Source organism: Geobacter sp., assembly GCA_009684525.1.
Lineage (GTDB): Bacteria > Desulfobacterota > Desulfuromonadia > Geobacterales > DSM-12255 > Geoanaerobacter.
In genome coordinates, this window is the sequence record WKKR01000007.1 from 38,703 (window position 1) to 60,168 (window position 21,466).

A 21,466-nucleotide genomic window follows, 5' to 3' on the forward strand; every position below is an offset into this window, starting at 1 on the left:
AATGCTTCAAGCGGAGTAGATTCGCCTACAACCCGATGAAACGCTATCTGAAGCAGTGATGCCGGTGGGGCAGGCTGTATGTACTGGGAAAATGCCGATCCCCGCGGGGCGGCATTTTTTATTGTTAGTTCCCCAGGATCGGCCAAAATATCGGCCAGTAAAATTAGACAAATAAAAAGTTGTTTATTTAATTGATAAAATGCAGTACAAGGATATCGGCCAAATTATCGGCCAAAACATTTGATATATATTGGTGTCATTGTTTGCAATAGCTTGTTTATATTTAATATTTTATTTTATAGGATCGGCCTATAAATCGGCCAAACTCTCTGCACAACTGAACATTCATGCGCAGATAATATCGGTTTCAACATCGGCCAGAATGCTGGCCCATGTACGGAGAATCCACATGGAAGATGGTTTTTATACGAAAATTTCCGAAATGGAACCGATGATGCCTCTTGATCCCGCGGGAGAACTCGACGATCTGGCGATTGAGGTGATTCGTAAGTCTGCTGGCATTAGTGCCGCTGTTCATCCAGTTACCCGTAGAGGAATCGTGGAATTAGTAAGAAAAATGAACAGCTACTATTCCAATTTGATAGAAGGGCACAACACCCATCCTGTAGACATTGATCGCGCTATGCGAGAAGACTTTTCCAAAGATCCTGTAAAAAGAGCAAAACAATTGGAAAGCAAAGCACATATTGAAGTCCAGAAATGCATCGAGACTCACATTGAGAATAATCCGGGAACAGTCATTACAAGTAAGAGTTTTTTGTGCTGGATACATAAAGAATTTTATGAGCGGATGCCGGAGGAGTATCTTGTCGTACAACGCCCAGATGGAAAAACTGAAAGGGTGATCCCTGGCAGAACAAGGGAATTAGAGGTTGAGGTTGGAAGACACTTGCCACCGAAATCAGAATATATATGTGATTTTATGAAAAGATATGAAGAAGTCTACGACCCTCAACAACTAAAGGGTGTAAGTCGAGTTATCGCGGCGGCGGCATCTCATCACCGTCTTGCATGGATTCACCCTTTCCTGGACGGCAACGGGCGAGTTACACGTCTTATGACACATGCCTATCTGAAAAAAGCCCGGATAGATGGCCATGGGTTGTGGACTGTATCTAGAGGTTTCGCAAGAAATCGTGAAGAATATCTTGCTTCCTTGGCAGGGGCAGATCAACCTCGCAGAGGAGATCTGGATGGCCGGGGGAGCTTGACGCAAGCGGGCCTGTTGGGATTTTGTAAGTTTTTTCTTGAAATTGCTGTTGACCAAATTGACTTCATGACAGGGCTTTTGGATTTGGATGGAATGCAGAAAAGAATACAAGCAGTGGTTGATCGTCAAGTTTCTTTTGGTGCATTGAAACCTGAGGCTGGTCATTTACTGAGAGATGTATTTTTACGCGGGGAAATAACTCGCGGAGAAATCCCAAGCATCATTGGAATGCCTGAGCGCTCAGCACGTAGGGTCGTAAGTAGTTTATTGGGCAAAGGCTATTTGGTTTCCGATTCGGAAAAGGGACCTGTAAAGCTCGGTTTCCCAGCATCAATGGTGGGGTATTATTTCCCTCGCCTTTACCCTGAAGGGGTTGAGGCCAGTCTTGATTAGCCCGTACAGCAAGGAATGCTCAATTAAACGTGGCAGACGGTCTCTGCTGCGCTCCGCCGCCGAGCCTCGGCCACGTTCGCCTGCAAGCCGGTTTGCCGGAGCGGCGAGATGCATCGTCCTGCTCGTGCTTGCCGCACACATCTGCGGCTGCAGCCTGATGCGTTCCAGTATTGCTTCCCTGAAGTCGACGTCGGACTTTGCGCCGATGGCGGGTGATGGGCGTGTTTTCTCCGAGCCAGGCGGCGAGGATGTGGCTGCGCCCGTTGCGGCGCTCCTGCCCGAGGCCATTGCCACGGTGGAACGGGACCAGCACCGGCCATTCACGCAGCCGGTGCAGGTCTATGTCACCAAAGACGAGGAGAGCTTTGCCGCCTTTACCGGGGTGTCGAAACAGATACGCGGCGCCGTAATCATCAAGCTCTTCCTTTCCGGCGGCCTAAGAAAGGAGCCGGAACGGATCAAGCGGATATTGACCCACGAGCTGTCCCATCTGCACATCGGGCAGCAGCTCGGCATCTATGGCTACAACGCCAACCTGCCGGCCTGGTTCCAGGAAGGGCTGGCAGTGACCGTCTCAGGGGGCGGCGGGGCGGAAAAGGTGAGCGCGGAGGAGGCGGCCAGGGCCATTCTGGCGGGAAAGAGCATCACGCCGGAGGCGCGCGGGAGCTTCCTGTTCAAGAAATCCGCCCACTCCTACGGCCTGGAGCCGCACATGTTCTACCGCCAGAGCGGGATGTTCGTGGCCTGGCTGAGACAACGCGACGAAACACGCTTCCGCGCCTTTCTTTTGGCCCTGGAGGACGACCGGGATTTTGCTGGGTCGTTTACCGAGGCGTTCGGCGAGGACCTGGATACTGCCTGGCAGGAGTTCGTCGACCGGTTGCGGCGGGGCTGATGGGGAGATGAATTCACGAGGTCTGATTTGCCGTTGATGTTGTACTGACGCCGGGTGGCGACCCCGGAATTGTGGAGTTCTGGATGAGAAGAGCGGAAAAAGAGATTACCGACCGAGGGGAGCAGGAGGAGATCATCCGCGAGTGCCAGGTCTGTCACGTGGCCATGGCGGATGGGGACTCGCCGTACCTGGTGGCGATGAACTTCGGCTACGAAGAGGGCGTCATCTACCTGCATAGCGCCGTGGAGGGGCGGAAAATCGATATCCTGCGGCGCAACAGCCGGGTCTGCTGTGCCTTCGATACCGGCCACGGACTGGTGCAGGCCGAAACCCCCTGTGCCTGGGGGATGCGCTTTCGGAGCGTCATCGCCTTTGGCACTGCCACCTTGCTGGAGAGCCGGGAGGAAAAGGTGGCAGCCCTGCAGGTCATCATGAACCAGTACGGCGAAGGTGAGTTCAGTTTTCCGCCGGCTGCAGTCGCCAAGACCGCCGTGATCAGGGTCGAGATCGAGGAAATGACCGGGAAAAAGACCGGCTGTTGACCCCTGCCCAGTCGGAGGAGGAAGTTTTCTCCCGGCTGCCGCTTTCCCAAAGCCTACCAGACCACACTCACCCCGATCCTGGCAAAGGGGCTGTCATCGACCTTGACGTCGTCCCTGGCGCCGTCATAGAAGACGAACTTCCTGTCAAAGGCGTAACCTGCCGCGATGTTGAGCTTGATTGCGGAAAACAGGAGGAATTCGGCCCCGGCAAGCGCCCGGTAATCCCGGTAGCTGATGATCTTCGCCCCGAGCGAGGCGTCATGCAGTTGATACTCGCTGCTGGCAAACTCTCCGCCGATGTAATAACTCGACGTCTTGTCCGGGCTGTACGTTACCCCTGGCCGGGGAGCGGCCAGACTGAGGGTCCAGTGTTCGTCGGGCCGGTACATGGCCCCGATGATGGGGAGTACCGGGAGGGACTCGAAACCCTGGCGATAGATAAGCCCGGCCAGCAGCGTGAGCTTTGCCGACATGTTGTAACGCCCCATCAAACCGATCTGCATCCGGATGTCATCGGTGCCGATCACCTTGAAGTCGCCGTTCAGGCTCGGCGCAACCAGGAACGTGAGCCCCGTATCCTTGTTCACCTGATAATTCCCGCTCCATTTGACCGAGACCGTGTGCAGCTCCTCCGGCAGCCGCGCGCTGTCGGGGGCATCGAGGGTTCTGAGCGAATAGGCGAAATCCGTGGAAAGGTTGAAAGCAGGGGAAAGCTGGTAGCTCCGCCCGAACTTTGCCTCCACTTCCTGCATCCCGATCTCCCCACCGGTGTTCCGGATCGTGCTGTCCGGGAACCAGGTCGTCTGAACGGAGGCGTTCCAAGGGTGACGGCCCGGCTGTTCCTCGGCCGCCATCAGCTCCTTGGCGGCTTCATTGGGGGAGGTGTCGGCCGATTCCGCGTTTGTGGCTGCAAGAGCGGATACTACGAGGCAAAACAACATCAGAGCATGACGGCATCTATGCATGTGAATCCCTTTGGGAATGAATATGTCAATGCGCAATGGACAACGGATATTTCAGCCCCTGGTCATCGTCGGCTTTATGTAGCCGTGCCAGACATTTTTGCCTGCCAGCAGGGCAAACATTGCCAGGGGGAGGCTGAATCGCACGATTCGCTCCGGGGAGAACATGTCGGACAACTCGAACCCCAGGGTAATGGTGCCGGAGAGGTGCGCCCCGGCATGGACCGGAGGCCCGACCGTCAGGACCGACACGAGCAGCCCGCCCAAAACGGCCAGTATGCCGGTTGCCGCAGCCGCCCATTTCATGCTGCAGGCGTACCTCGTGGCGATGCCGATAAAGCCGGCGGCGCAAACGGCTGCCAGCAGGTACTGGTAGGCCAGAAAGCCATTGTTGCAGTACGACAGCACCGCCTGCAGGTCGTAACCGATGCCTTGCTCCTTCAGGCGATCCAGGAACCTGACCAGGAGATTGCCCGTTACGATGGGGACGATCGGGATCAGGGCAAAGGAAAAGAGCGGCAGCAGGACAAACGAGAGCACCGGATGTTTGCCCCAGAATGTCCGCTTGGCAAAGCAGGTGCTGATCTCGTCGGCGAGCAGTTCCATTCCGCCCAGCTTCTCCCTGGCAAGCAGCGCGGCTTCACGGGGGGATTTGCCCGCCAGGAGCAGATCGTTTTCCGCATCTTCGACATGGTCTGCCAATTCCCCCACCAGCCGGCATGCCTGCCGGACCGGGATGCCCCGCCGGATCAACGTGGTTTTCAGCCAGTCAAGGTCATGTCTCATGATTGCGGCTCCCATTGCAATGCCAGGCTAACCCCCCGGCTGACCCTGGCCCACTCCGTCTCCAGTTCGGAAAGCCGCTTAAGCCCCGATTCGGTCAGGCTGTAATAGAGGCGGGTCCGGCCGTTGATGCTCTGCTCCCGGCTTGTGATGAACCCGTCCTTTTCCAGCAGATGCAGCACCGGATAGATTGCCCCTTCGGCAAACGACAGCACGTCGTTGGATGCCTTCTGGATCGACTTCACGATCTCGTAGCCGTACATCTCGTTTCTGGAGAGGAGTTTCAAAACCAGGAGGAGCGGCACCCCGTTCTGGAATGCCGCATTCGGTTTCTTCCGGTCAACTTTTGTCATGGTTCACTCCGACCGACTCCTGATTGATGATCGTCTCGCTTCTGCCGAGGCCGAAAACCCCCAGCCAGAGATCCCACAGCGCATTTTCCGCAGTCTTTCCCGCCTCGGAGTTTGCCGCAACGTACTGGGCTTGCGGCGACCGCAGGTTGACCCGTTTGTCGCTGCTCCGGAAACTGACCAGGGAGAACAGTGAAAAATCGGGCTGCATCTTCAGTTCGATCTCCGGGCTGAAGCGGAGACCGATGGAGAGCGTCCCGATAATTTTATAGGTTTCCTTGCCGATTACCAATGGTTTTTCGGTTGTTTCGCCGTTGCGATAGACCTTCAGTCGAGCCGTGGCCCCCGGTGTCATTTCGTCGATCCGGGTGCGAAGGTCATCGATGGATTGCACCGTTTCTCCGTCGATCCCGACGATCAGGTCCCCTGCCCGGATGCCGGCCTCAGCCAGCGGGGTCTCTTCAGCGAGCCCGACGACCAGCACCGCACCGGACTGCTCCTTCAGCACCGGTTCGGGCAGCAGGGGAAGCGTGGTATCCCCCTTGAGCGGATCAGGCTTGAAGAAGCCGACCTTGGCATTTTCATATTCGCCCCCCACCCAGCCCCGTTGCAGCTCCGGGTGTGACGCACAGCCGCAGAGCAAACCGCTGATGACCGCCAACGACAACAAACGCCTGGAAAAACTGGAGTTCATGGCTCCCCCTCCCATACCTAAAATTTAAAGGTATAATGCCTATTAAATTTAGGTATGTCAATGGGGAAAACGGCTACCCGAGTTTTTGCCGGACGAAGGCGCCGATGGCGTCGATGGCACGCCGCGCTTCCGGCAGCTGGGGGACATGGAGATGAAATGCATGCCACATCCTCTCCCACTCCTCCAGGGTAACCTGGACGCCTGCGCTCCTGGCCCGCTCCGCCAGGCGCGTTGCATCGCTCAGGAGGATGTCGTCGCTGCCGGCATGGATCAGGAGCGGCGGGAGCCCGGCAAGATCGGCATAGAGCGGGGAAATCAGCGGCAGGCGCGGGTCGTTGTCACCGATGTAGTGTCTGCCCAGGGAAAGAGACTGGAGCGTGACGCGCGGTTCGGCCTTGGCGCGGCTCTTCAGCGAATCGCCGGTCATGGCCAGGTCGGTCCAGGGAGTGATGCAGACCGCAGCGGCCGGGAGCGGATCGCCGGCCTCGCGCACGGAAAGGAGGGTTGCCAGGGCCAGGCCGCCACCGGCCGAGTCGCCGGCGATCACGATATCGCGTGCTTTGATGCGGTTATTCAAGAGCCAGCGGTATGCCGCGACCGCATCGTTGAGGGCTGCCGGAAACGGGTGTTCCGGCGCCAGCCGGTAGTCGAGAATCAGCCCGCGCATCCCGCACGCCCTGGCCATGCGTGCCACCATTGCCCGGTGGGTGTTGCACGAACCCATGACATAGGCGCCACCATGGAGATAGAGCAGGACCCTCTCTTTGGGCGCTTCGCAGGGATGGAGCCACTCCGCTTCGACCCCGCCGGCAGTGACCGGCTGGAGCAGGAAATCCTTGGGCATCTGCGTCCTTCTGGCGGACTCTTCCTCGACTTCGCGCAATTTTTCCACGGGCCAGTGCGTGCTGTTGGCTGTTTTGTTGTAGTTCAGATAGGTGCGCAGGATGTAACTTTGCAGGCTGGCCATCAATCCCTCCGGGTTTTGTCATGAATCCGTTGTAGTCGACAATACTAGTCGCATGTGCATAAGGCCTTCACCAGCTCAGGCGCAATGCCAGGTGTACCCGCCGGGCGGCATAGAGGGCTCCGAAGGGGCCTTCTGCCGAGCCGTAGGGGAGTTCCCCCCCCAGCGTCACTTTCCAGAGGTCGGTCAGGTTGTAGCCTGCCTCCGCCTTCAGCAGACCGTCGCCCCGCTTGAGCCCCACGCTCCAGACCAGTTTCCATTCTCCCCAATCCTCGGTCCGGTTCCAGGCTGCGATCAGGGCGGGAAGAATAGACCGGTCGAAGAGGAGCACCGGGTCCACGGGCGTATCCAGCGCGTTCCCGGCCAGGGTGACGAGCAGGGTGCCGTCGCCGAAACCCTTTTCCGCGCTCAGCGCGCCGATAAGCGCATTGCCCAGGTCGCGGTCACGGGAGAAGAGGGCGGCACCTTCGCCGCGCAGGATCCAGGAGCCGATGATCCGGGATGCCTCGATGCCGATCGCCTCTTCCCTTGCATAACGCCGCTCCACGGGGATGATCGGGCCGGATGGGGTCGGCGTTGCCCGGTCCAGGCGAAAATCCAGGAGCGGGGCAGGGCGCACCCCGAACCGTCCCCATGCCCCCAGGTCCCAATCGCCAAAGGTGGCAAGGAGGCGCAGGGCGCCAAAGCCGTCGGTCGGGGGGGGGGAATCGATCTCGTCGAAGACCGTTCCGGTGGGCAGACCTTCCGTTTCGAGCGGGGCATTCCGGCTGCCGAGCACGGGCAGGCGCCAGGGGGTGGTTATTGGGCAGGCAACCGCCTCGTAGCGCAGCGTCCCCTCTTGTCCGCTCAGGCGCACGGCCCACAGGGGGAGCTTTTCGTCGCTGAACGGGTCGGAAAGATCGCGCGGCAGGAAGGCGTCGGCCGGGGAATAGCCGTCGGTCTTCCCCCAGCCGAGCTGGAAACGCCCCATCTGGAGGTCCAGGGCAGGGGTGAGCGGGAGCCGCAGCCAGAGGTCCCGCACGGAGAGGGGGGTACGCCTGAGCCTGCGGTCGGCCGGGTCGAAGGCGAGGTTGCCCTGTTCGTCCGAGGTGATGCCTTCCACCCGCAGTGAGCCGGTGAGCTGCGTCTCCACAGCCATCTGCTCCCATTTGGCAAAGAGGGTGCCCCAGCCGAGCAGCCATGGATCGCGGTCGTTCAACCGCTCGGCATAGGCGAACCCCTTTGTCTCGGCATATCCCGAAATCCCCTGGGCCGAGACCGGCAGGGGGATCAGCAGGAGCAGGAGCAGGAGGCGAATCCGGGTCAATCGCCCCCCTCGCGGTTCAGGTTCTGCAGGGTAAAGCGGTTGGCTGCCTGGGGCTGGTCAAAGGCGATCTCCTTGAGGATCACCGTGGTCCTGCTCCCCTTCCTCAGGTCGTGCATCTCCCATTTCCTGGCCACCCAGTGGCCGTCGATCTTCTGGATGTCCGTGAGGATCATCCGCTTGCTCGGCTCCTTGTCCCCCTTGCGGAAGAGATCTTCGCGGAGCAGGTAGAGGATGTCCTTGCGCAGAAAGAGGATCTTTTTCTCGTAGACCGACTTCCCCACCGTCTCCAGCGGGGTCGCCATGATGACGTAGCAGGGCTGCCCCTCCAGGGTCTGTTCTCCTTGCAGCGCCACCTTGTATTTTTCGTGGTCGAATTCTTCCATGTCCTCGTAATTGAAGTCGGTGCCGACAAAGGAGGCGTCCCGGTCCTGGGCCGCGATCCTCCGCTCCCGCTTCATGGAGGGGAGATAGAGCCACTGGTCCGGGTTCTTCCCCGGCTTTGCCAGCGAAAGGAAGCCGACCCCCTTCACCTCCGGCGGGTCAATGAAACGGATCAGGTTCCTGGCGTCGCCGGCATACCCTTGCCGGAAGCTCTTCCACCCCTTTTTGCGGACCTTGCCATCCTTGTTCACCACCGTGAGGTCCCCGGCATACTGCTGGGTGCGGGTACGGTGGCGGTTCTCAGATTCCTTCAGGAGCGCGCGGGCGTCGGGGCCTGCCGCGGCAATGCCGGCGAAAATGACCGAGAAAAGCGTAACCGCAACGAATCTTTTCATGCGCATGTATCCCTCCTACGACATTATTCATATTCAATCGCCTCGGTGATCTTCAACCTTCCTGCCTGGCGTGCGGGAATCCAGGCGGCGACCGCCGAGATCAGCGGGAGAGCGACCAGGAGCTGGGCCAGGATCTCCCAGGGATAGTGGTGGGGCATCTGCCAGCCGGTGAAGAACTCCGCAATGGCCCCTTCCATGAAGGCCGCAAAGAGATTGCCGGCCGGGATCGCCAGCACGAGGCCGGTCATGGCCAGGGCCAGCGCCTCCAGCACGATACTCCTGGCGATCTGGGAACGCAAGGCCCCCAGTGCCTTCAGTATCCCGATTTCCCGCGTTCGTTCCACCACCGAGATCAACAGCGAGGTGACGATCCCGAGGAAGGCGACCAGCAGGGCGAGGAAAACCGTGACCCTGGTCAGGGCGTAAAAGGCGTCGATGGCCTTGTTGATCTCGGCGGTGAATTCCTTGCGGGTGGAGACCAGGGCCGGATATTTCCCGGCGAGCTGCGCCCGGATGGCATTGCGTACCTGGCCGACATCCGCGCCACGGTTGATCGAGACGTCGAATATGTCCACACGGGTATCCTTCCAGAGACTCAGGAATCGGGTGCGGTCCAGGAGCACCGTCCCCTTGTCGGAACTGTAGTCGCGCAGTACGGCAGCAATCGGTATCCGCACGATCCCGCTCGGGGTGACCAGCTCCACTTCCTGGCCCACGCCCAGGTTGAAGCGCCGGGAAAAGTTCTCCGAAACGGTGCACATCCCTTCTCTGGTCACACCCCGGCGCATCGATTCCGCATCCCCCTGGATGAACTCGAATTTGGTCCGGTCCATGGTCGGACCGACCTCTATGGAGTTGACCAGGATCTGCTGGCCCCGGAACAGGGGGCGGACGGCGCGGTAGCTCTCCACAGTCCGCACGCCGGGCACCTTCAGGAGCTCTTCACGCAATTCCCCAGGGAAAAGGAAATCGGGGCGGGAAAAGTTGGCCGAGGCCCGCACAAAGAGGTCGCAGGTGAGCGCATCGTCCATCCAGCGCACCATTGCTGCCTTGGTGGAGCCCATGTATCCGCCGAAACCGAGTACGAAGGTGAGCGAGAGGGCCATTGCCATCACCGTCCCGGAGGTCCGGCGGGGGGAACCGAGGAGGGCATCCGATGAAAGCCGGCCCGACACGGGCGCGAAGCGGGCGGCAAGCGGGATGAAGAACTGCAAAATCGCCCGCGACAGGGGGCCGACGAGGAGGACGAGCCCCGTGCCCCCGAGGAGGAGAACGGAAAGGATCAGCAGGTTGCCCCCGAAAGGGGGGTGCAGGGCCAGCAGGATCGCGCAGCCGAATGCCACCAGCCCGGCTGCTATCCGTGGCGCCACCTTGCCGGGGAGCCGGGCCTGGAAGGCCCCCTTGGCCAGCGCCTCGGTGGGCGAGATTCGGGATGCGGTCAGTGCCGGTCCCCAGGCCCCCACGAGCGACGCCAGGATGCCGAGCACCATGGATTCCAGCGCAATCCCCGGCGGCAGGTGGACCGCACCGGAGCTGGTGACGCCATAGACCGTCTCCGTGGTCTGTCCCATCATCCGGAGAAAGCCCTGGGAGAGCATTGTCCCGGCCAGGCAACCGATAATCCCCCCCACGATGCCGATCAGCAGGGCCTCGGCCAGGAAGAGCATCTGCACCTGGCGGGGGGTGGCGCCCAGGGCGCGGAGCGTGCCGATGTCGCGCCGCCGGCGGTTCACCGCCACGTTGAAGGCGTTGAAGATCAGGAAGGTCCCGATGGTCAGGGCAAAGCCGCTGGAGACGTTGAAGCCGGAGACGAAGTTGGCGACGATCCGCTCCATCTGCTCCCCGCGGCGGTCCGGGGTCTCGACGCGGTAGGCCGGCCCGAGCGCCTTCTCCAGTGTCGCGGTCGCCTGGGCAACCGTGGTCCCTTCGGTGATCCGCACATCCAGCCGGTCGAAGCGTCGCCCCCGGCCGAACAACTCCTGAGCAGCATAGACGTCCACCACCATCAGGTTGCCGCCGAATGCCTCGCTGAACCCCTTGGGAGAGAGGAGCCCCCTGGCCGTTACCCGTTTCGCCCCTTTCGGCAGGCGCAGGGTGATGGTTCTGCCCGTCTTCAGCCGGGCCTTATCCGCGAACTCGCGGGTAAAGAGGGCCGAGTCGGGCTGGGCGAGGAAGAGGAGCGGGTCGTCCAGGTCGGCGTCATCCCCGTCAAAGCCGTAGTCGCGCATCTCCCGGTCTCCCAGGAGATCGATCCCGATCACCAGCAGGCTCCCCAGTTCCCCCTGCTCCGGCACCACGATCTGCTCAATGACCGGGGCGGTGGCCCGGATGCCGGGGAGCTCGCGGACCCGCTCCTGCACCTCTTCAGGCACCCCGCCTTCCATGGTGATCTGGAGCTGTGCCTTGCCGGCCACGCGGTCCACCGTGGTGCGGATCCCCTTGACCAGGGTCCCTTGGGCGCTCCGGATCGCGCTGAAGGTGGCCACGCCGACCACCACGCCGAGCAGCGTCAAGAGCGTCTTGGTCACGTGCCGCCTGACGTAGGAGAGCGAGAGGGTACGGAGCAGGAACCTCATCTGCCACCCCCGGCCTGGACGCTGTCACCCTCCACCCGCCCGTCACGGAGTCTGATCAGCCGTTCGCAGACGCCAGCCGCGTGGTGGTCGTGGGTGACAATGACGATGGTGGTGCCGCGCTCCCGGTGGATGGTACGGAGCAGGGTCAGGATCTCCTCGCCCCGTGCCGTGTCGAGATTGCCGGTCGGCTCGTCGGCCAGGAGCAGCGGCGCGTCGGTGACCAGCGCCCTGGCAATGGCGACCCGCTGACGCTCCCCGCCGGAGAGCTCGTCCGGGAGGTGGTTTGCCCTCACCTCAAGTCCGACCTCCCCGAGCACCTGGGCGACCTTGCGATTGATCTCGCTGGCCGGGACCCCGGCCAGGTGGAGCGGCAGGGCCACGTTCTGGCTCACCCGCAGGGTCGGCATCAGGTGATAGGCCTGGAAGATGTAGGAGACCTTGGAGCGGCGGAACAGGGAACGCCCCTTTTCGTTCTCCGTGGCCAGGTCTTTGCCCGCCACGACGATCGAACCGGAACTGGGAACGTCGAGACCTCCCATCAGGTTCAAGAGTGTCGATTTGCCGGAGCCGGAAGGCCCCATGATCGCCACCAGCTCGCCGGCAGCGATGGAAAGGGTTATCCCGGCCAGGGCCGTCACCCTGGATTTGCCGTCGTAGGTCTTGAATACATCCTGGAGCTTCAGCATTTATGAGATCTCCTTTGCGACGAGTTTTTTGCCCGGCCCATCCCAGCTTGACTCCTGGAGAAAGATCTTTCGGAACTCGCAGCGTCCTTTCAACCGGTAGCAAAAGGCCCTTCCCCCGAACGTGAAACGGTTGGACCAGAGGGACATGGCCACGCATCGGGTATATCTTTTGCGCACGCCTTCCGCGAAATTATCGACGCCTCGGCGGAAAAAATCCCTGTCCCCGAAATCGAATATGCCTTCCTGCAACCAGGGTTCCATGAACCACTCAAACCCTTCCCGGATGGTTTTCAGATGATGGGCGCTCATCTCTTGGGGATCGTCGAAGAGGCAGGCCTTGGCAATGGCACGGTTCAGGCGCGGTTGGTCCCGGTTCAGCCCCGCCTCTATGGATTCCCATGACAAAAGCCAGTCTGCATCGCTCAGGACCCGGGTACAGCCGAAATCGATCATTCCCAGGCGCCCGTCGTCCATGAAGATGAAGTTGCCGGGATGGGGGTCGGCCGGCAGCCAGCGCAGCCGGTAAAAGACCCGGAAGGTGGCCACTGTCAGCAGATGGGTGAAACGGTCCCGTTCGGCCTGGCTCGGATTGCGGGCCAGGAATTCATTGAGATGGCATCCCCGCAGGTACTCGGTGGTCAGCACCCGTTTGGTGGAATAGTCTTCGTAGACCTTTGGGGCCACTATCAGGTCCGCCTCCGTGAAGAGCGACCTTGCCTGCTTGCCGAAACAAGCCTCCTGTTCGTAGTCGGTCTCCATAAGCAGCATCTGTTCGAGGTCCGCCAGATTGTCGAGCGTATTCTGCCAGTCCCTGGTCAGGCAGATCGGCTGAAGCAGGAGACGGAGATTGCGCAGGTCGGCCTTGATGGTCCGGGCAATGCCGGGGTACTGGATCTTGACCGCCACCTCTTTGCCGCTGTGCAGCCGGGCGCGGTGCACCTGCCCCAGTGAGGCGGCGGCAAAGGCCTGGCGGTCGAAACTGGCGAACAACTCCTCGGGTTCGCGGCCGAATTCGTCCAGGAAAACCTCGCGCACCAGGGCATAGTGCATGGGGGGCGCCTCGAAGTGCAGGGCTGCAAGCACGTCGGCAAACTCCTCCGGCACCACCTCCGGCAGGTTGGCCAGCAGCTGGCCCAATTTCATTATTGCGCCGCGCAGATAGCCCATGGTGCCGAACATTCTCAGGGCCGCGGCCAGGTGGGCTTCGCTCTTGAGTCGCTGCTTCTCCCCGGCGTCACTGAAACGGCTGCGCAGCCAATAGGCGAAATATCCGGCAGTGACCCTTGCCTGGAGAGAACCCAGAATCCAGATACGTGAAAAGGAGTTTACCGGCACCTTTTTCATTGCTATCCGGGCGAGCAGTTCCGCCAGCCGTTCTCCGGCCGGGTCTGTGGTGCCATCCTTTGGCAGGAGGTCGAGCAGCTCCATATCGGTGGTCTTTTCAGTCCGCATGAGCTCCTCCCGTATCCGCACCGGTGCCGGAAATCACCTGTACAAACGTGCGGATTGAATAGTCGATCAGTGCCTGCGTCGCTTCCTGGTTGGGTGATTCGTCATTGGTCCAGAAGGCGAGGATGCCCAGGTAGAGGGACCAGTAGATGGTCATGGCGACATAATCGGGGGCTTCCGTAAAACCGTGCCGCCCGATGATTTCCTGCACGGCGGCCAGGTGTTCAAGTCGGGCCGTCTCACCCTCCGGGCAGATGTTTTTGCGGGGGAAAGGGCTTAAAGACCGCTCCAGCACCGGGCCGAGAAAGGGGCGTAAAGGACGGAGCCGCCGCAGGCCCGAGGCGACAAACAAAAAGAACTCCTCGGCCAGATCCTCATTTCCGCTACGGCGGTGCTGGAAATCAGTCTGCCCCCGGCCGAGCGCCTCGGCGACCATGGTCATCGCCAGGGTTTCCTTGCTCGGGAAGTAGTTGAACAGGGTGCCGGCGGCCAGCCCCGCGGCCAGGGCTATGTCCCGCGTGGTGCTGTCCTCGAACCCCTTGCCGATGAAAAGCTCTGCAGCCTTTTCCAGTATGCGGGCCCGCGTTTCCTGTTTGGTCTGTTCGCTGATGCGCATGAGGTGCTCCTGCTAATGTGAACGCGTTCACTATAGCAGGAGCTTGGGGTGGCAGCAATAGAAAAATGAGCACGCTCATAAAACTACCAGGGCTTATTTTGCAGATTTGCAAAATTTGTTAATGTTCACATTGCATGGCTGCAATCATCTGGGATGTTAGCGGGCATTACAAGCTAACATGTTGAAATGTATGAGGTGTACTCCACGATCTCCTGCGTCGCCGTGTCCCATGTCCCGATATGTGGTCCGTTGCTATTTGCACCTCTGCAAAAATCGCATCTTCATCGCATTGAAGGTTTTTTCTGGTAACAGTGTGTAACTATCTGAAATAGCAAGCGATAAAAACTGTAAAGAAAAGTGTGCGCTTTGGTATGGCGGTTGCTGTAAGAGAAGACAGTTACTCCTAACTTGGGTGAAGTCAGGTCCCGATGACGATCGGGTACCTGCTTCCCCCCCCATCCGGGGAGCAGCATGACCGATTGAAAGGGCAGAGGTTTCCATGGCAAAGGCAGTGTGTCCCTTTTATGCGAAGAGCGACGATTACTGCGATGTCGGCTGCGGCTACATCTCCCCTTATGACGTAAACCTGATCATCAAATTCTGTAGCTGCCGCTACGGTGAATGTCTGAAATACCAGGAACTGGCAGAGCGGTTCCCGGCCGAAAACAGGGAACTGGTGAAGTGCTGACCGGAGAAGGGGGACGAAAATGCTGTACCTGACAAGCCTGCATAGTAACGGATTCGCCCTGATGGCCGCCTTGATCGTGGCTATCGGCTTTGTGATCATATCCATCGTAAAGGAGAAGAGCGATGAGCGAAAAAGAGCTTGAGCTTTTAAACCGGATCGAAGAGCTGGAGCGTCACACCTGGCGCAACAGCGCCATCCTGCGTGCCGTGGCGATGGTTGCCTTCACTGCCATGATCGGGATCGTGATCGCCTCCGGCGTCGTTGGTGGCGGCCGCGGCAGCCACTGGTCCGGGCCGGCCTGGAATACCATGTGGCTCTACGGCCTGTTTGCCGCCAATGCGGTATCCATGTTCTGGACCACACATAAAGAATAGGGGAGCGGTTCTTTTCCGCAATCCCGGCGTTGGTCGTCGGGATTCCTTGTGCGACGGAGCGTGGCTTCCGTCTCCGCGTCATCCCTCGACCGCCTTGACTTTACGAAAAACTCCGCGCTCCCGGGATGAGCGATGCCTGAAGGAGGAACGGTTATGTCTCAGCCGATGAGTATCAAAAACGCGATTTTGCTGCTGGTGGTGGTAACGCTCTGCTCTACCTTCTCCATGCGGATCTTCCAGGGTCTGGATCAAATGATGGGCGACCAGTACTGGGTCGTCGACACCACCCAGGGAGACCATGGCTGGTACTTTATGGGAATGCTGCCCCATGTCAAACTCGTCGCCAAGGACGTGGCCAAGGCCGCCAACACCGACGCCGATCCCAGCAACAACTATATCCTCTACGCCCAGGCCGGGGACTTTGCAGGTAACAGCGTCTACGGTATCTGCTTCGGCATCCCCTTCATCATGTACCTCATCTGGTTTGCCTTCATTCTCGGCTTTCCCGACCGTGTCGATCCCTATCTGCTACCGCGGCGGATCTTCACCGTCGCCGTCATCATGACCTGTTCCATCATCGTCAACCTCTTCTTGATGCGAATCGCCGCTGACTTCGCCCGCGATCCCCTCTCCCGGATCGCCAACGTCGCCGGCAACCATTCCTCCCTGCTCTTCCACAATGCCGGTATCTGGTTCGCCATTCTCTTCTCCGCGCTGGGCACCCATAACCATTCCGCCCGCGAAGTGGCCGCTCCCGACAGCCGCAACTGGCAGACCCAGGCCGACGAGAAGTTCTCCTGGATGTTCACCCTGTTGGCCGTCGTTACCGTGCTGGAGATCGTCCTGGTCAAGAACAAGCTGGCTCTGCCCGACGCCGCCGTTGACTACTCGGTCTGGATCATCTGGGTCGTCATCTTCATGCGGATGTTCGGCTTCTCGCCGCGGTACTGGATGAAGCGTGGTCGCGGGATTGCCATCATGATTGTCGGCACAGTCATCACCCTGGCGGTATTCTATGTTCTGGAGCGGGTCACCGGGACCCTGGGCGCCGGCTTTGCCTCGCCGATCCTGGCCAAGGCACTGGGACCCGAGAACCAGAACATCGGGCTGTCGCTGATGGTCTCCATCTACCTCATCTTCTGGATGGAGTTTGCCGCGGCCATCAGGATGAACGGCCCAGCCAAGAAGCCCCTGGAGCAGGCAGTCCGCAAAGGATAACCTTCCTAAAGGCGTAGTACCTTCCTTCATTGGGGGCAGCATCGAGAGACGCTGCCCCATTTTTTTGCCCGCAGCAAATCTTTATCTCTCCCTGCCCGTGTATCTGTTTTACTCCGGATCAAGTCAGTTGGTTTCTTTTACTGGTCGAGCTGACAGTGGGAAGATGAGGGCTACCTATCCTGGTAGTGTCTTGCGCCCGGCTGTCGCCCGGTGCCCTGCCGCATTGTTCGGGCAGGGAGGTTGGGAGGTTGCCATCATGCCTGCGGAACCTCGATTTGAACAGTATTGGTCACTATCCTCTGTGGGTGCGCCGGTCGACTGCGGGGGGGCATGCCATGCAGTCGCAATGGCACTGGCTGCAGCCAGCCGTTTTCACTTATGCAAAAAACCGGTCGCATTTGCATTTGTGCGAAAAGCGGTTCCGCATTCCTGTCTCCGATGCAAGTCTCTAATATATAAGAAAATAGTTGGGTCGATACCTGCCCTGTGCTCCTGATGCTGTTTTGCAAATTTTCAAATCTGGTTGCCGTGCCAAGTTGTGTTGCAGTATTGCAAAATGTGTAACATGTCGATATTAAAGACTAAATAATATTGTGTGGTATTTTAGAACATTGGTATGCATGTTGCTCTTTCATGTTTACAACATATTTAGAACCACACTACACGGAGGTGAGACAATCATGTCAGAAACAGTAAAAAACAGAGGGTGGCAAGTAACTTTTGCTGGTCTGGGAATCAACCTGGCATTAGGTGTTCTCTACGCATGGAGTGTCTTCAAGGGTGCAATTAAGTCATCCATTGAAAAAGGCGGCGAGGGAGCATTTAATTGGGATCTGGCAAACATCAACGACCCGTATGCCGTCTGCTGTCTCACCTTTGCTTTTGCCATGATCCTGGCTGGCAAGTGCCAGGACAAGATTGGCCCGGCACGTACCGCGCTCATTGGCGGCCTGCTGGTCGGCGCAGGGTTCACGACGATTTCCCTTTCTTCTAGTTATGCAGCCTGGGTCCTCGGTTTCGGCGTCCTGGCCGGCGCCGGTTTCGGCTTCGGTTACTCCGCTGCTACGCCGCCGGCACTCAAGTGGTTCACATCGGCCAAGACCGGGCTTATTGCCGGCATCGTCGTTGCCGGTTTCGGTATTGCTCCTGTCTATATTGCCCCTCTTGCCAGTTGGATGCTGGGGAAATTCGGCATTCAGCAGTCGATGCTGTTCCTGGCAGGTGGTTTCACCGTGGTAGTCTGCGGCCTTTCATTCCTCCTGGTCAACCCGCCGGCCGGTTATGTCCCGGTTGATGCCGTCAAGAAAGGTGAAGAGGGCAAGCCGGCTGCAGCCAAGCCAACCTACAACGGTACCGTTTCCGACATGCTCAAGTCCGGCAAGTTCTATGTTCTCTGGGTGACCTACTTCATCGGCGCCGGCGCCGGCCTGATGGTCATCGGCAGCGTCGCGGGCATGGCGAAGAAGAGCATGGGCGAGATGGCATTCCTGGCAGTGGCGATCATGGCCATCGGTAACGCATTGGGCCGCGTCGTCGCCGGTATCCTTTCCGACAAGATTGGCCGCAAGGCAACTCTCTCCATCATGCTTGCCTTCCAGGCGCTGATGATGTTCGCCGCCATCCCCATCGTCGGGTCGGGTAGCGCCGTGCTGCTGGTACTCGCCGCTACCTTCATCGGCTTCAACTACGGCTCCAACCTGTCCCTGTTCCCTTCCTTCAGCAAGGACTTCTGGGGACTGAAGAACTACGGCATCAACTACGGCGTTCTCTTCACCGCATGGGGCGTGGGCGGACTGGTGATGGGCAAGGTCTCCGGATACCTCAATACCCTGCCTGGCGGTCTGAATAAGTCCTTCATCCTTGCAGGGACCTTGTGCGCTTTCGGTACGGTTCTTACCTTCTTCCTCCGTCAGAAGCAGGCTGTTGATGTGAAAGCTCCTGTTGTTGTTGGCGAACCGGTTGCGGTTATGGAGGAAGTTTCCTGAGAAACCCAGTAACGATGTAAGCTCGACAGTTGCACATCAGTCGAGGTGAAACGAAGACTCAAGCAAATTCGCAAGTGAGGGAAGGGTCGTGCAGCAATGCATGACCCTTCTTTTGTAAGTCATTTGAAAATATGTGATAGTATCTGAAGCAATTCATGGTAAAAGGGTGGCGCATGGATACTACCTACGTCAATATTATGCTGGTCGTTTTTCTTGTCGTTGCTGCCCTGGCAATCGATGTGGGGTATATGTACGTCAGCGATGAGGACCTGAAGAACGCCTCGGAGACTGCTGCACTGGCAGGCGCCAAGGCGATCAAGCAGCGTATCCAGAATCAGGCGGCGACCGATCCCGGTAAGCTTCCCGCCACCCTCAATGATACCGTGCAATCGTCAGCCCGTACTGCTGCAATAGATATGGCCATGGGGAGCCATGCTGCTGTTGCGCTCGTCGATGTCCTTTCCAATAACAAAAATTCCTTGAGCGAATATAATGACGTGACTGTCGGGTTCTGGAATATCAGTACCCATACCTATATTCCGGGTGGAACCCCGGTCAATGCGATCCAGGTGCGGACGAAGCGCACGGCAGAGAGTGCGTCGGTCGGGCTGGGGCCACTGGGGATTAATCTTGCCAAGATGACCGGAGCCCAGACCGCCAATTACACGCCCGATACGATTGCCGCCATGCCCCCCCGTGCAAGCGCCAATATCGTGATCTGCGCCGAAGCTTGTGATGCGGCCTGCACCTATCCCAGTGTCTGCGCGATCCCGGAACGAAAAATGTATTCGGCTGCCCTGGGCGCTACGAGTGATCTCCCCGCGGCCAATCGCTACGCCTACACCTCGCTGCTCTACCCGGTGGCGAGTACGTCAATGCTGTCAGATCTGGTGTGCGGCGAGATGCCTGCGCAGGAGGTATGCGGGAAACAGATTCATTCCACCGGTAACGCACCACAGGACCTGCTTCGTGACATCGAAGCGATGATGTACAATCCGAATGCGGACAAGAGCAACAAGGAGTACGACAAGGCAAGCGGCAATCTGATCGGCTGGTGGGTTATCGCGCCCGTAAGCAGCTGTACGCCGGCACGGAATGGGACCATCTTCGAGGTCAGTACGGTTACCAAGTACGCCATGGTGAGGATCAGCAGGGTCTGCGCGAGCGGTCCGACCGGCTGCTCGCAGAACTATACGTCATTCGATGCCCCTCCAGAGGTCTGTGCCGATGGTGACGGGCTCTACATAGACCGCATTTCCTGCGTCAATTGCGGCAGCAGGGGAATGCTGCAGTTTCCCGGCCTGCATCCGGTAATAGTCAAATAATACTGCGCTGGAGTTGCGAAAATCGCTCCCCAAGAGAGGCTTCCCACGTACTGAATGTGACGTCCTTTCCTGCCGGCAGATAGCATCCCCGCATCACCTTCCACCATGAATGTTCCGGACGTTGTTGCGCCGGTTCTTCGTTTACGCCTTTCCCTGGCGGCTCCAGCTGTCAAATGCCCCGCGAAACCTGAGATACTCGGAAAGCGCCTGTTCTTTCGCCGACAGGCAGGTAACGGTGAGATCGTCGAAGCAGTCGTTGACGGCGGCCATCAACTGCTGGTCCAGTTGCATCCGTGTGCCCATGGCCTTGAGCTCGCGACGTACCGCTTCCGGAGCCATGCCGGGCCGGTAGGGGCGGTTTTCGGTCAGAGCGGTGAAGACATCGGCCAGGGCAACGATCCGGCACCCCTGGTCGAAGGCGTCGTCTTTCACATGAAAGGGGTAGCCGTTGCCATCGGGGCGCTCGTGGTGAAAAGCTGCCCAGTTTCTGATCGAGTCGAAACCCCGCAGGGGGGAGAGCACCTGATAGGTGTAGTAGGAATGGGTCTTGATGATGTTGTGATCTGCCGGGGTGAGACCCTGCCGTTTTTCCAGAAGTTCCCGCGGCACTGACAGCTTGCCGAGATCGTGGAGATTGCCTGCGATCCGGAGCAGCGTGCACTCTTCCTGGGTGAAGCCATGCAGTTGGGCTATCCGCTCGGCAATGGCGGCAACGCCGTTCGAGTGGAGCGCCGTGAACGAGCTGCGGAAATCGATGATCCGGCCGAAGAGCCTGGATAGCTCGGCCAGTGCTGACGACGGCAGCGCGACCTCGGTTCTGGCCAGCTTTTCCTGGATAATTGTCTCAATGCCCGGAGAGGTAACATCGAGCCAGACATATTCCCGTTTCGAAACGGCCTGAAAGGCTTCCACCAGCTCGGGAGAAAACATGTTGCCGCCATGCTTGAGAATGGAAGCGGTTATCCCCCCCACCTGATTGAGTACGGGTTCATCGTCGCGCAACAGTACGGCGACGCGGTCTGCCAGGTGGAGCAGAAGGGACTCCGGGGGGATGGGTCCTGGCAGGGAGTCGCGCTCGTCCCAACGCTGGTGGTGATACCGTACATAGTCTGCGATGGTCCCCAGGGGTGTGAAGGTCTTGAGCAACAGGTAGCCCCGTTCGGCATGGGTCTGGGGGTACTGGAGTTCGAAATGCAGGGTGTCCATCCGCTCCTGCAGGGAAAATGCGCCGACATCGTGCAGGAGTCCGGCAAGGACAACGTCATGCTGCCGGTTCGGTGGGAGCCCTGCCTCATGGGCCAGGGTTGCCGCAAGATAGGCAACGCGCCGATGATGGTTCACGAGCAGCGGGCTCACCAGATCGAGGGCCGCCGACAGGGTGAGGACGGTTTCCGACAGGCTCAGGGTCCTTACGTCAGACATGTCGATCTCGCTTTCTGCAGGCGTGCCGCATATCCGGGGGAGATGATATTGATAAATTTTAACAGTATGCCGTGCAGTTGCAAGGATTGCGCACAGTTATCGCGTCGATTTTGCTCCTGTGACCTCTGCTGGCAGTGAAAATTTCCCCTTGCTTTTCCGTTGGGATGTTTTACATTGAGGAGCTGGAAACACCGAGACGCGCCGTAGAATATGCGTAACAGAGTGACGATA

The 21,466-nt window shown here is 59.1% G+C and carries 20 protein-coding genes; 8 read left to right on the plus strand and 12 right to left on the minus strand.

From position 1 onward, the window contains the following. The first annotated feature begins 409 nt into the window (after positions 1-409). The 3 genes from GJT30_17515 to GJT30_17525 all read left to right on the plus strand — a co-directional run bounded on the left by GJT30_17515 (position 410) and on the right by GJT30_17525 (position 3,061). Positions 410-1,624 carry a Fic family protein gene (locus tag GJT30_17515; protein ID MSM41420.1) on the plus strand — a complete coding sequence of 405 codons (1,215 nt, stop codon included), beginning with the start codon at positions 410-412 and terminating at the stop codon, positions 1,622-1,624. Between the two features lie 46 nt (positions 1,625-1,670). Further along, a complete protein-coding gene (locus GJT30_17520; GenBank protein MSM41421.1) occupies positions 1,671-2,519 on the plus strand; it encodes a hypothetical protein in 849 nt (282 codons plus the stop codon). A gap of 83 nt (positions 2,520-2,602) precedes the next feature. Then, positions 2,603-3,061 carry a pyridoxamine 5'-phosphate oxidase family protein gene (locus tag GJT30_17525; GenBank protein ID MSM41422.1) on the plus strand — a complete coding sequence of 153 codons (459 nt, stop codon included), beginning with the start codon at positions 2,603-2,605 and terminating at the stop codon, positions 3,059-3,061. Positions 3,062-3,114: 53 nt separating this feature from the next. Here the strand turns inward: GJT30_17525 and GJT30_17530 are convergent, their stop codons facing one another. From GJT30_17530 to GJT30_17580, 11 genes are all read right to left on the minus strand, one after another. Then, entirely contained in the window at positions 3,115-4,002 is an 888-nt protein-coding gene (locus GJT30_17530; protein ID MSM41423.1) for a hypothetical protein, read from the minus strand. A gap of 75 nt (positions 4,003-4,077) precedes the next feature. Further along, positions 4,078-4,809 carry a hypothetical protein gene (locus GJT30_17535; GenBank protein ID MSM41424.1) on the minus strand — a complete coding sequence of 244 codons (732 nt, stop codon included), beginning with the start codon at positions 4,807-4,809 and terminating at the stop codon, positions 4,078-4,080. Then, complete coding sequence (locus GJT30_17540) at positions 4,806-5,159, minus strand: PadR family transcriptional regulator (GenBank protein MSM41425.1); 354 nt, start codon at positions 5,157-5,159, stop codon at positions 4,806-4,808. Before GJT30_17540 ends, GJT30_17535 begins: the two co-directional genes overlap by 4 nt. Beyond that, positions 5,146-5,865, minus strand: a complete 720-nt coding sequence (locus tag GJT30_17545; protein ID MSM41426.1) for a PDZ domain-containing protein — start codon at positions 5,863-5,865, stop codon at positions 5,146-5,148. Before GJT30_17545 ends, GJT30_17540 begins: the two co-directional genes overlap by 14 nt. A 58-nt stretch (positions 5,866-5,923) precedes the next feature. Beyond that, complete coding sequence (locus GJT30_17550) at positions 5,924-6,817, minus strand: alpha/beta hydrolase fold domain-containing protein (protein MSM41427.1); 894 nt, start codon at positions 6,815-6,817, stop codon at positions 5,924-5,926. 67 nt (positions 6,818-6,884) lie between these two features. Next, entirely contained in the window at positions 6,885-8,120 is a 1,236-nt protein-coding gene (locus GJT30_17555; GenBank protein MSM41428.1) for a hypothetical protein, read from the minus strand. Further along, positions 8,117-8,902: an outer membrane lipoprotein-sorting protein gene (locus tag GJT30_17560; GenBank protein MSM41429.1), complete on the minus strand. Its 786-nt coding sequence runs from the start codon at positions 8,900-8,902 to the stop codon at positions 8,117-8,119. The genes GJT30_17555 and GJT30_17560 overlap by 4 nt, the downstream gene beginning before the upstream one ends. Positions 8,903-8,919: 17 nt before the next feature. Continuing rightward, positions 8,920-11,472, minus strand: coding sequence for an FtsX-like permease family protein (locus GJT30_17565; GenBank protein ID MSM41430.1), 2,553 nt, complete (start codon positions 11,470-11,472; stop codon positions 8,920-8,922). Beyond that, positions 11,469-12,158 carry an ATP-binding cassette domain-containing protein gene (locus GJT30_17570; GenBank protein ID MSM41431.1) on the minus strand — a complete coding sequence of 230 codons (690 nt, stop codon included), beginning with the start codon at positions 12,156-12,158 and terminating at the stop codon, positions 11,469-11,471. The genes GJT30_17565 and GJT30_17570 overlap by 4 nt, the downstream gene beginning before the upstream one ends. Then, positions 12,159-13,610 carry an AarF/ABC1/UbiB kinase family protein gene (locus GJT30_17575; GenBank protein MSM41432.1) on the minus strand — a complete coding sequence of 484 codons (1,452 nt, stop codon included), beginning with the start codon at positions 13,608-13,610 and terminating at the stop codon, positions 12,159-12,161. Further along, positions 13,600-14,223, minus strand: a complete 624-nt coding sequence (locus GJT30_17580) for a TetR family transcriptional regulator (GenBank protein ID MSM41433.1) — start codon at positions 14,221-14,223, stop codon at positions 13,600-13,602. The genes GJT30_17575 and GJT30_17580 overlap by 11 nt, the downstream gene beginning before the upstream one ends. A gap of 499 nt (positions 14,224-14,722) precedes the next feature. On the opposite strand from GJT30_17580, the gene GJT30_17585 reads away from it, so the two are divergent. From GJT30_17585 to GJT30_17605, 5 genes are all read left to right on the plus strand, one after another. Further along, positions 14,723-14,911 carry a hypothetical protein gene (locus GJT30_17585; GenBank protein MSM41434.1) on the plus strand — a complete coding sequence of 63 codons (189 nt, stop codon included), beginning with the start codon at positions 14,723-14,725 and terminating at the stop codon, positions 14,909-14,911. Between the two features lie 122 nt (positions 14,912-15,033). Continuing rightward, complete coding sequence (locus GJT30_17590; protein ID MSM41435.1) at positions 15,034-15,285, plus strand: hypothetical protein; 252 nt, start codon at positions 15,034-15,036, stop codon at positions 15,283-15,285. A 153-nt stretch (positions 15,286-15,438) separates the two neighbouring features. Next, a complete protein-coding gene (locus tag GJT30_17595; GenBank protein ID MSM41436.1) occupies positions 15,439-16,503 on the plus strand; it encodes a hypothetical protein in 1,065 nt (354 codons plus the stop codon). 680 nt (positions 16,504-17,183) lie between these two features. Then, complete coding sequence (locus tag GJT30_17600; protein MSM41437.1) at positions 17,184-18,488, plus strand: MFS transporter; 1,305 nt, start codon at positions 17,184-17,186, stop codon at positions 18,486-18,488. A 173-nt stretch (positions 18,489-18,661) separates the two neighbouring features. Further along, positions 18,662-19,813, plus strand: coding sequence for a hypothetical protein (locus tag GJT30_17605; GenBank protein ID MSM41438.1), 1,152 nt, complete (start codon positions 18,662-18,664; stop codon positions 19,811-19,813). Between the two features lie 141 nt (positions 19,814-19,954). Here GJT30_17605 and GJT30_17610 read toward each other — a convergent pair whose 3' ends face one another. Further along, entirely contained in the window at positions 19,955-21,235 is a 1,281-nt protein-coding gene (locus GJT30_17610; protein MSM41439.1) for an HD domain-containing protein, read from the minus strand. Positions 21,236-21,466 lie beyond the last annotated feature (231 nt).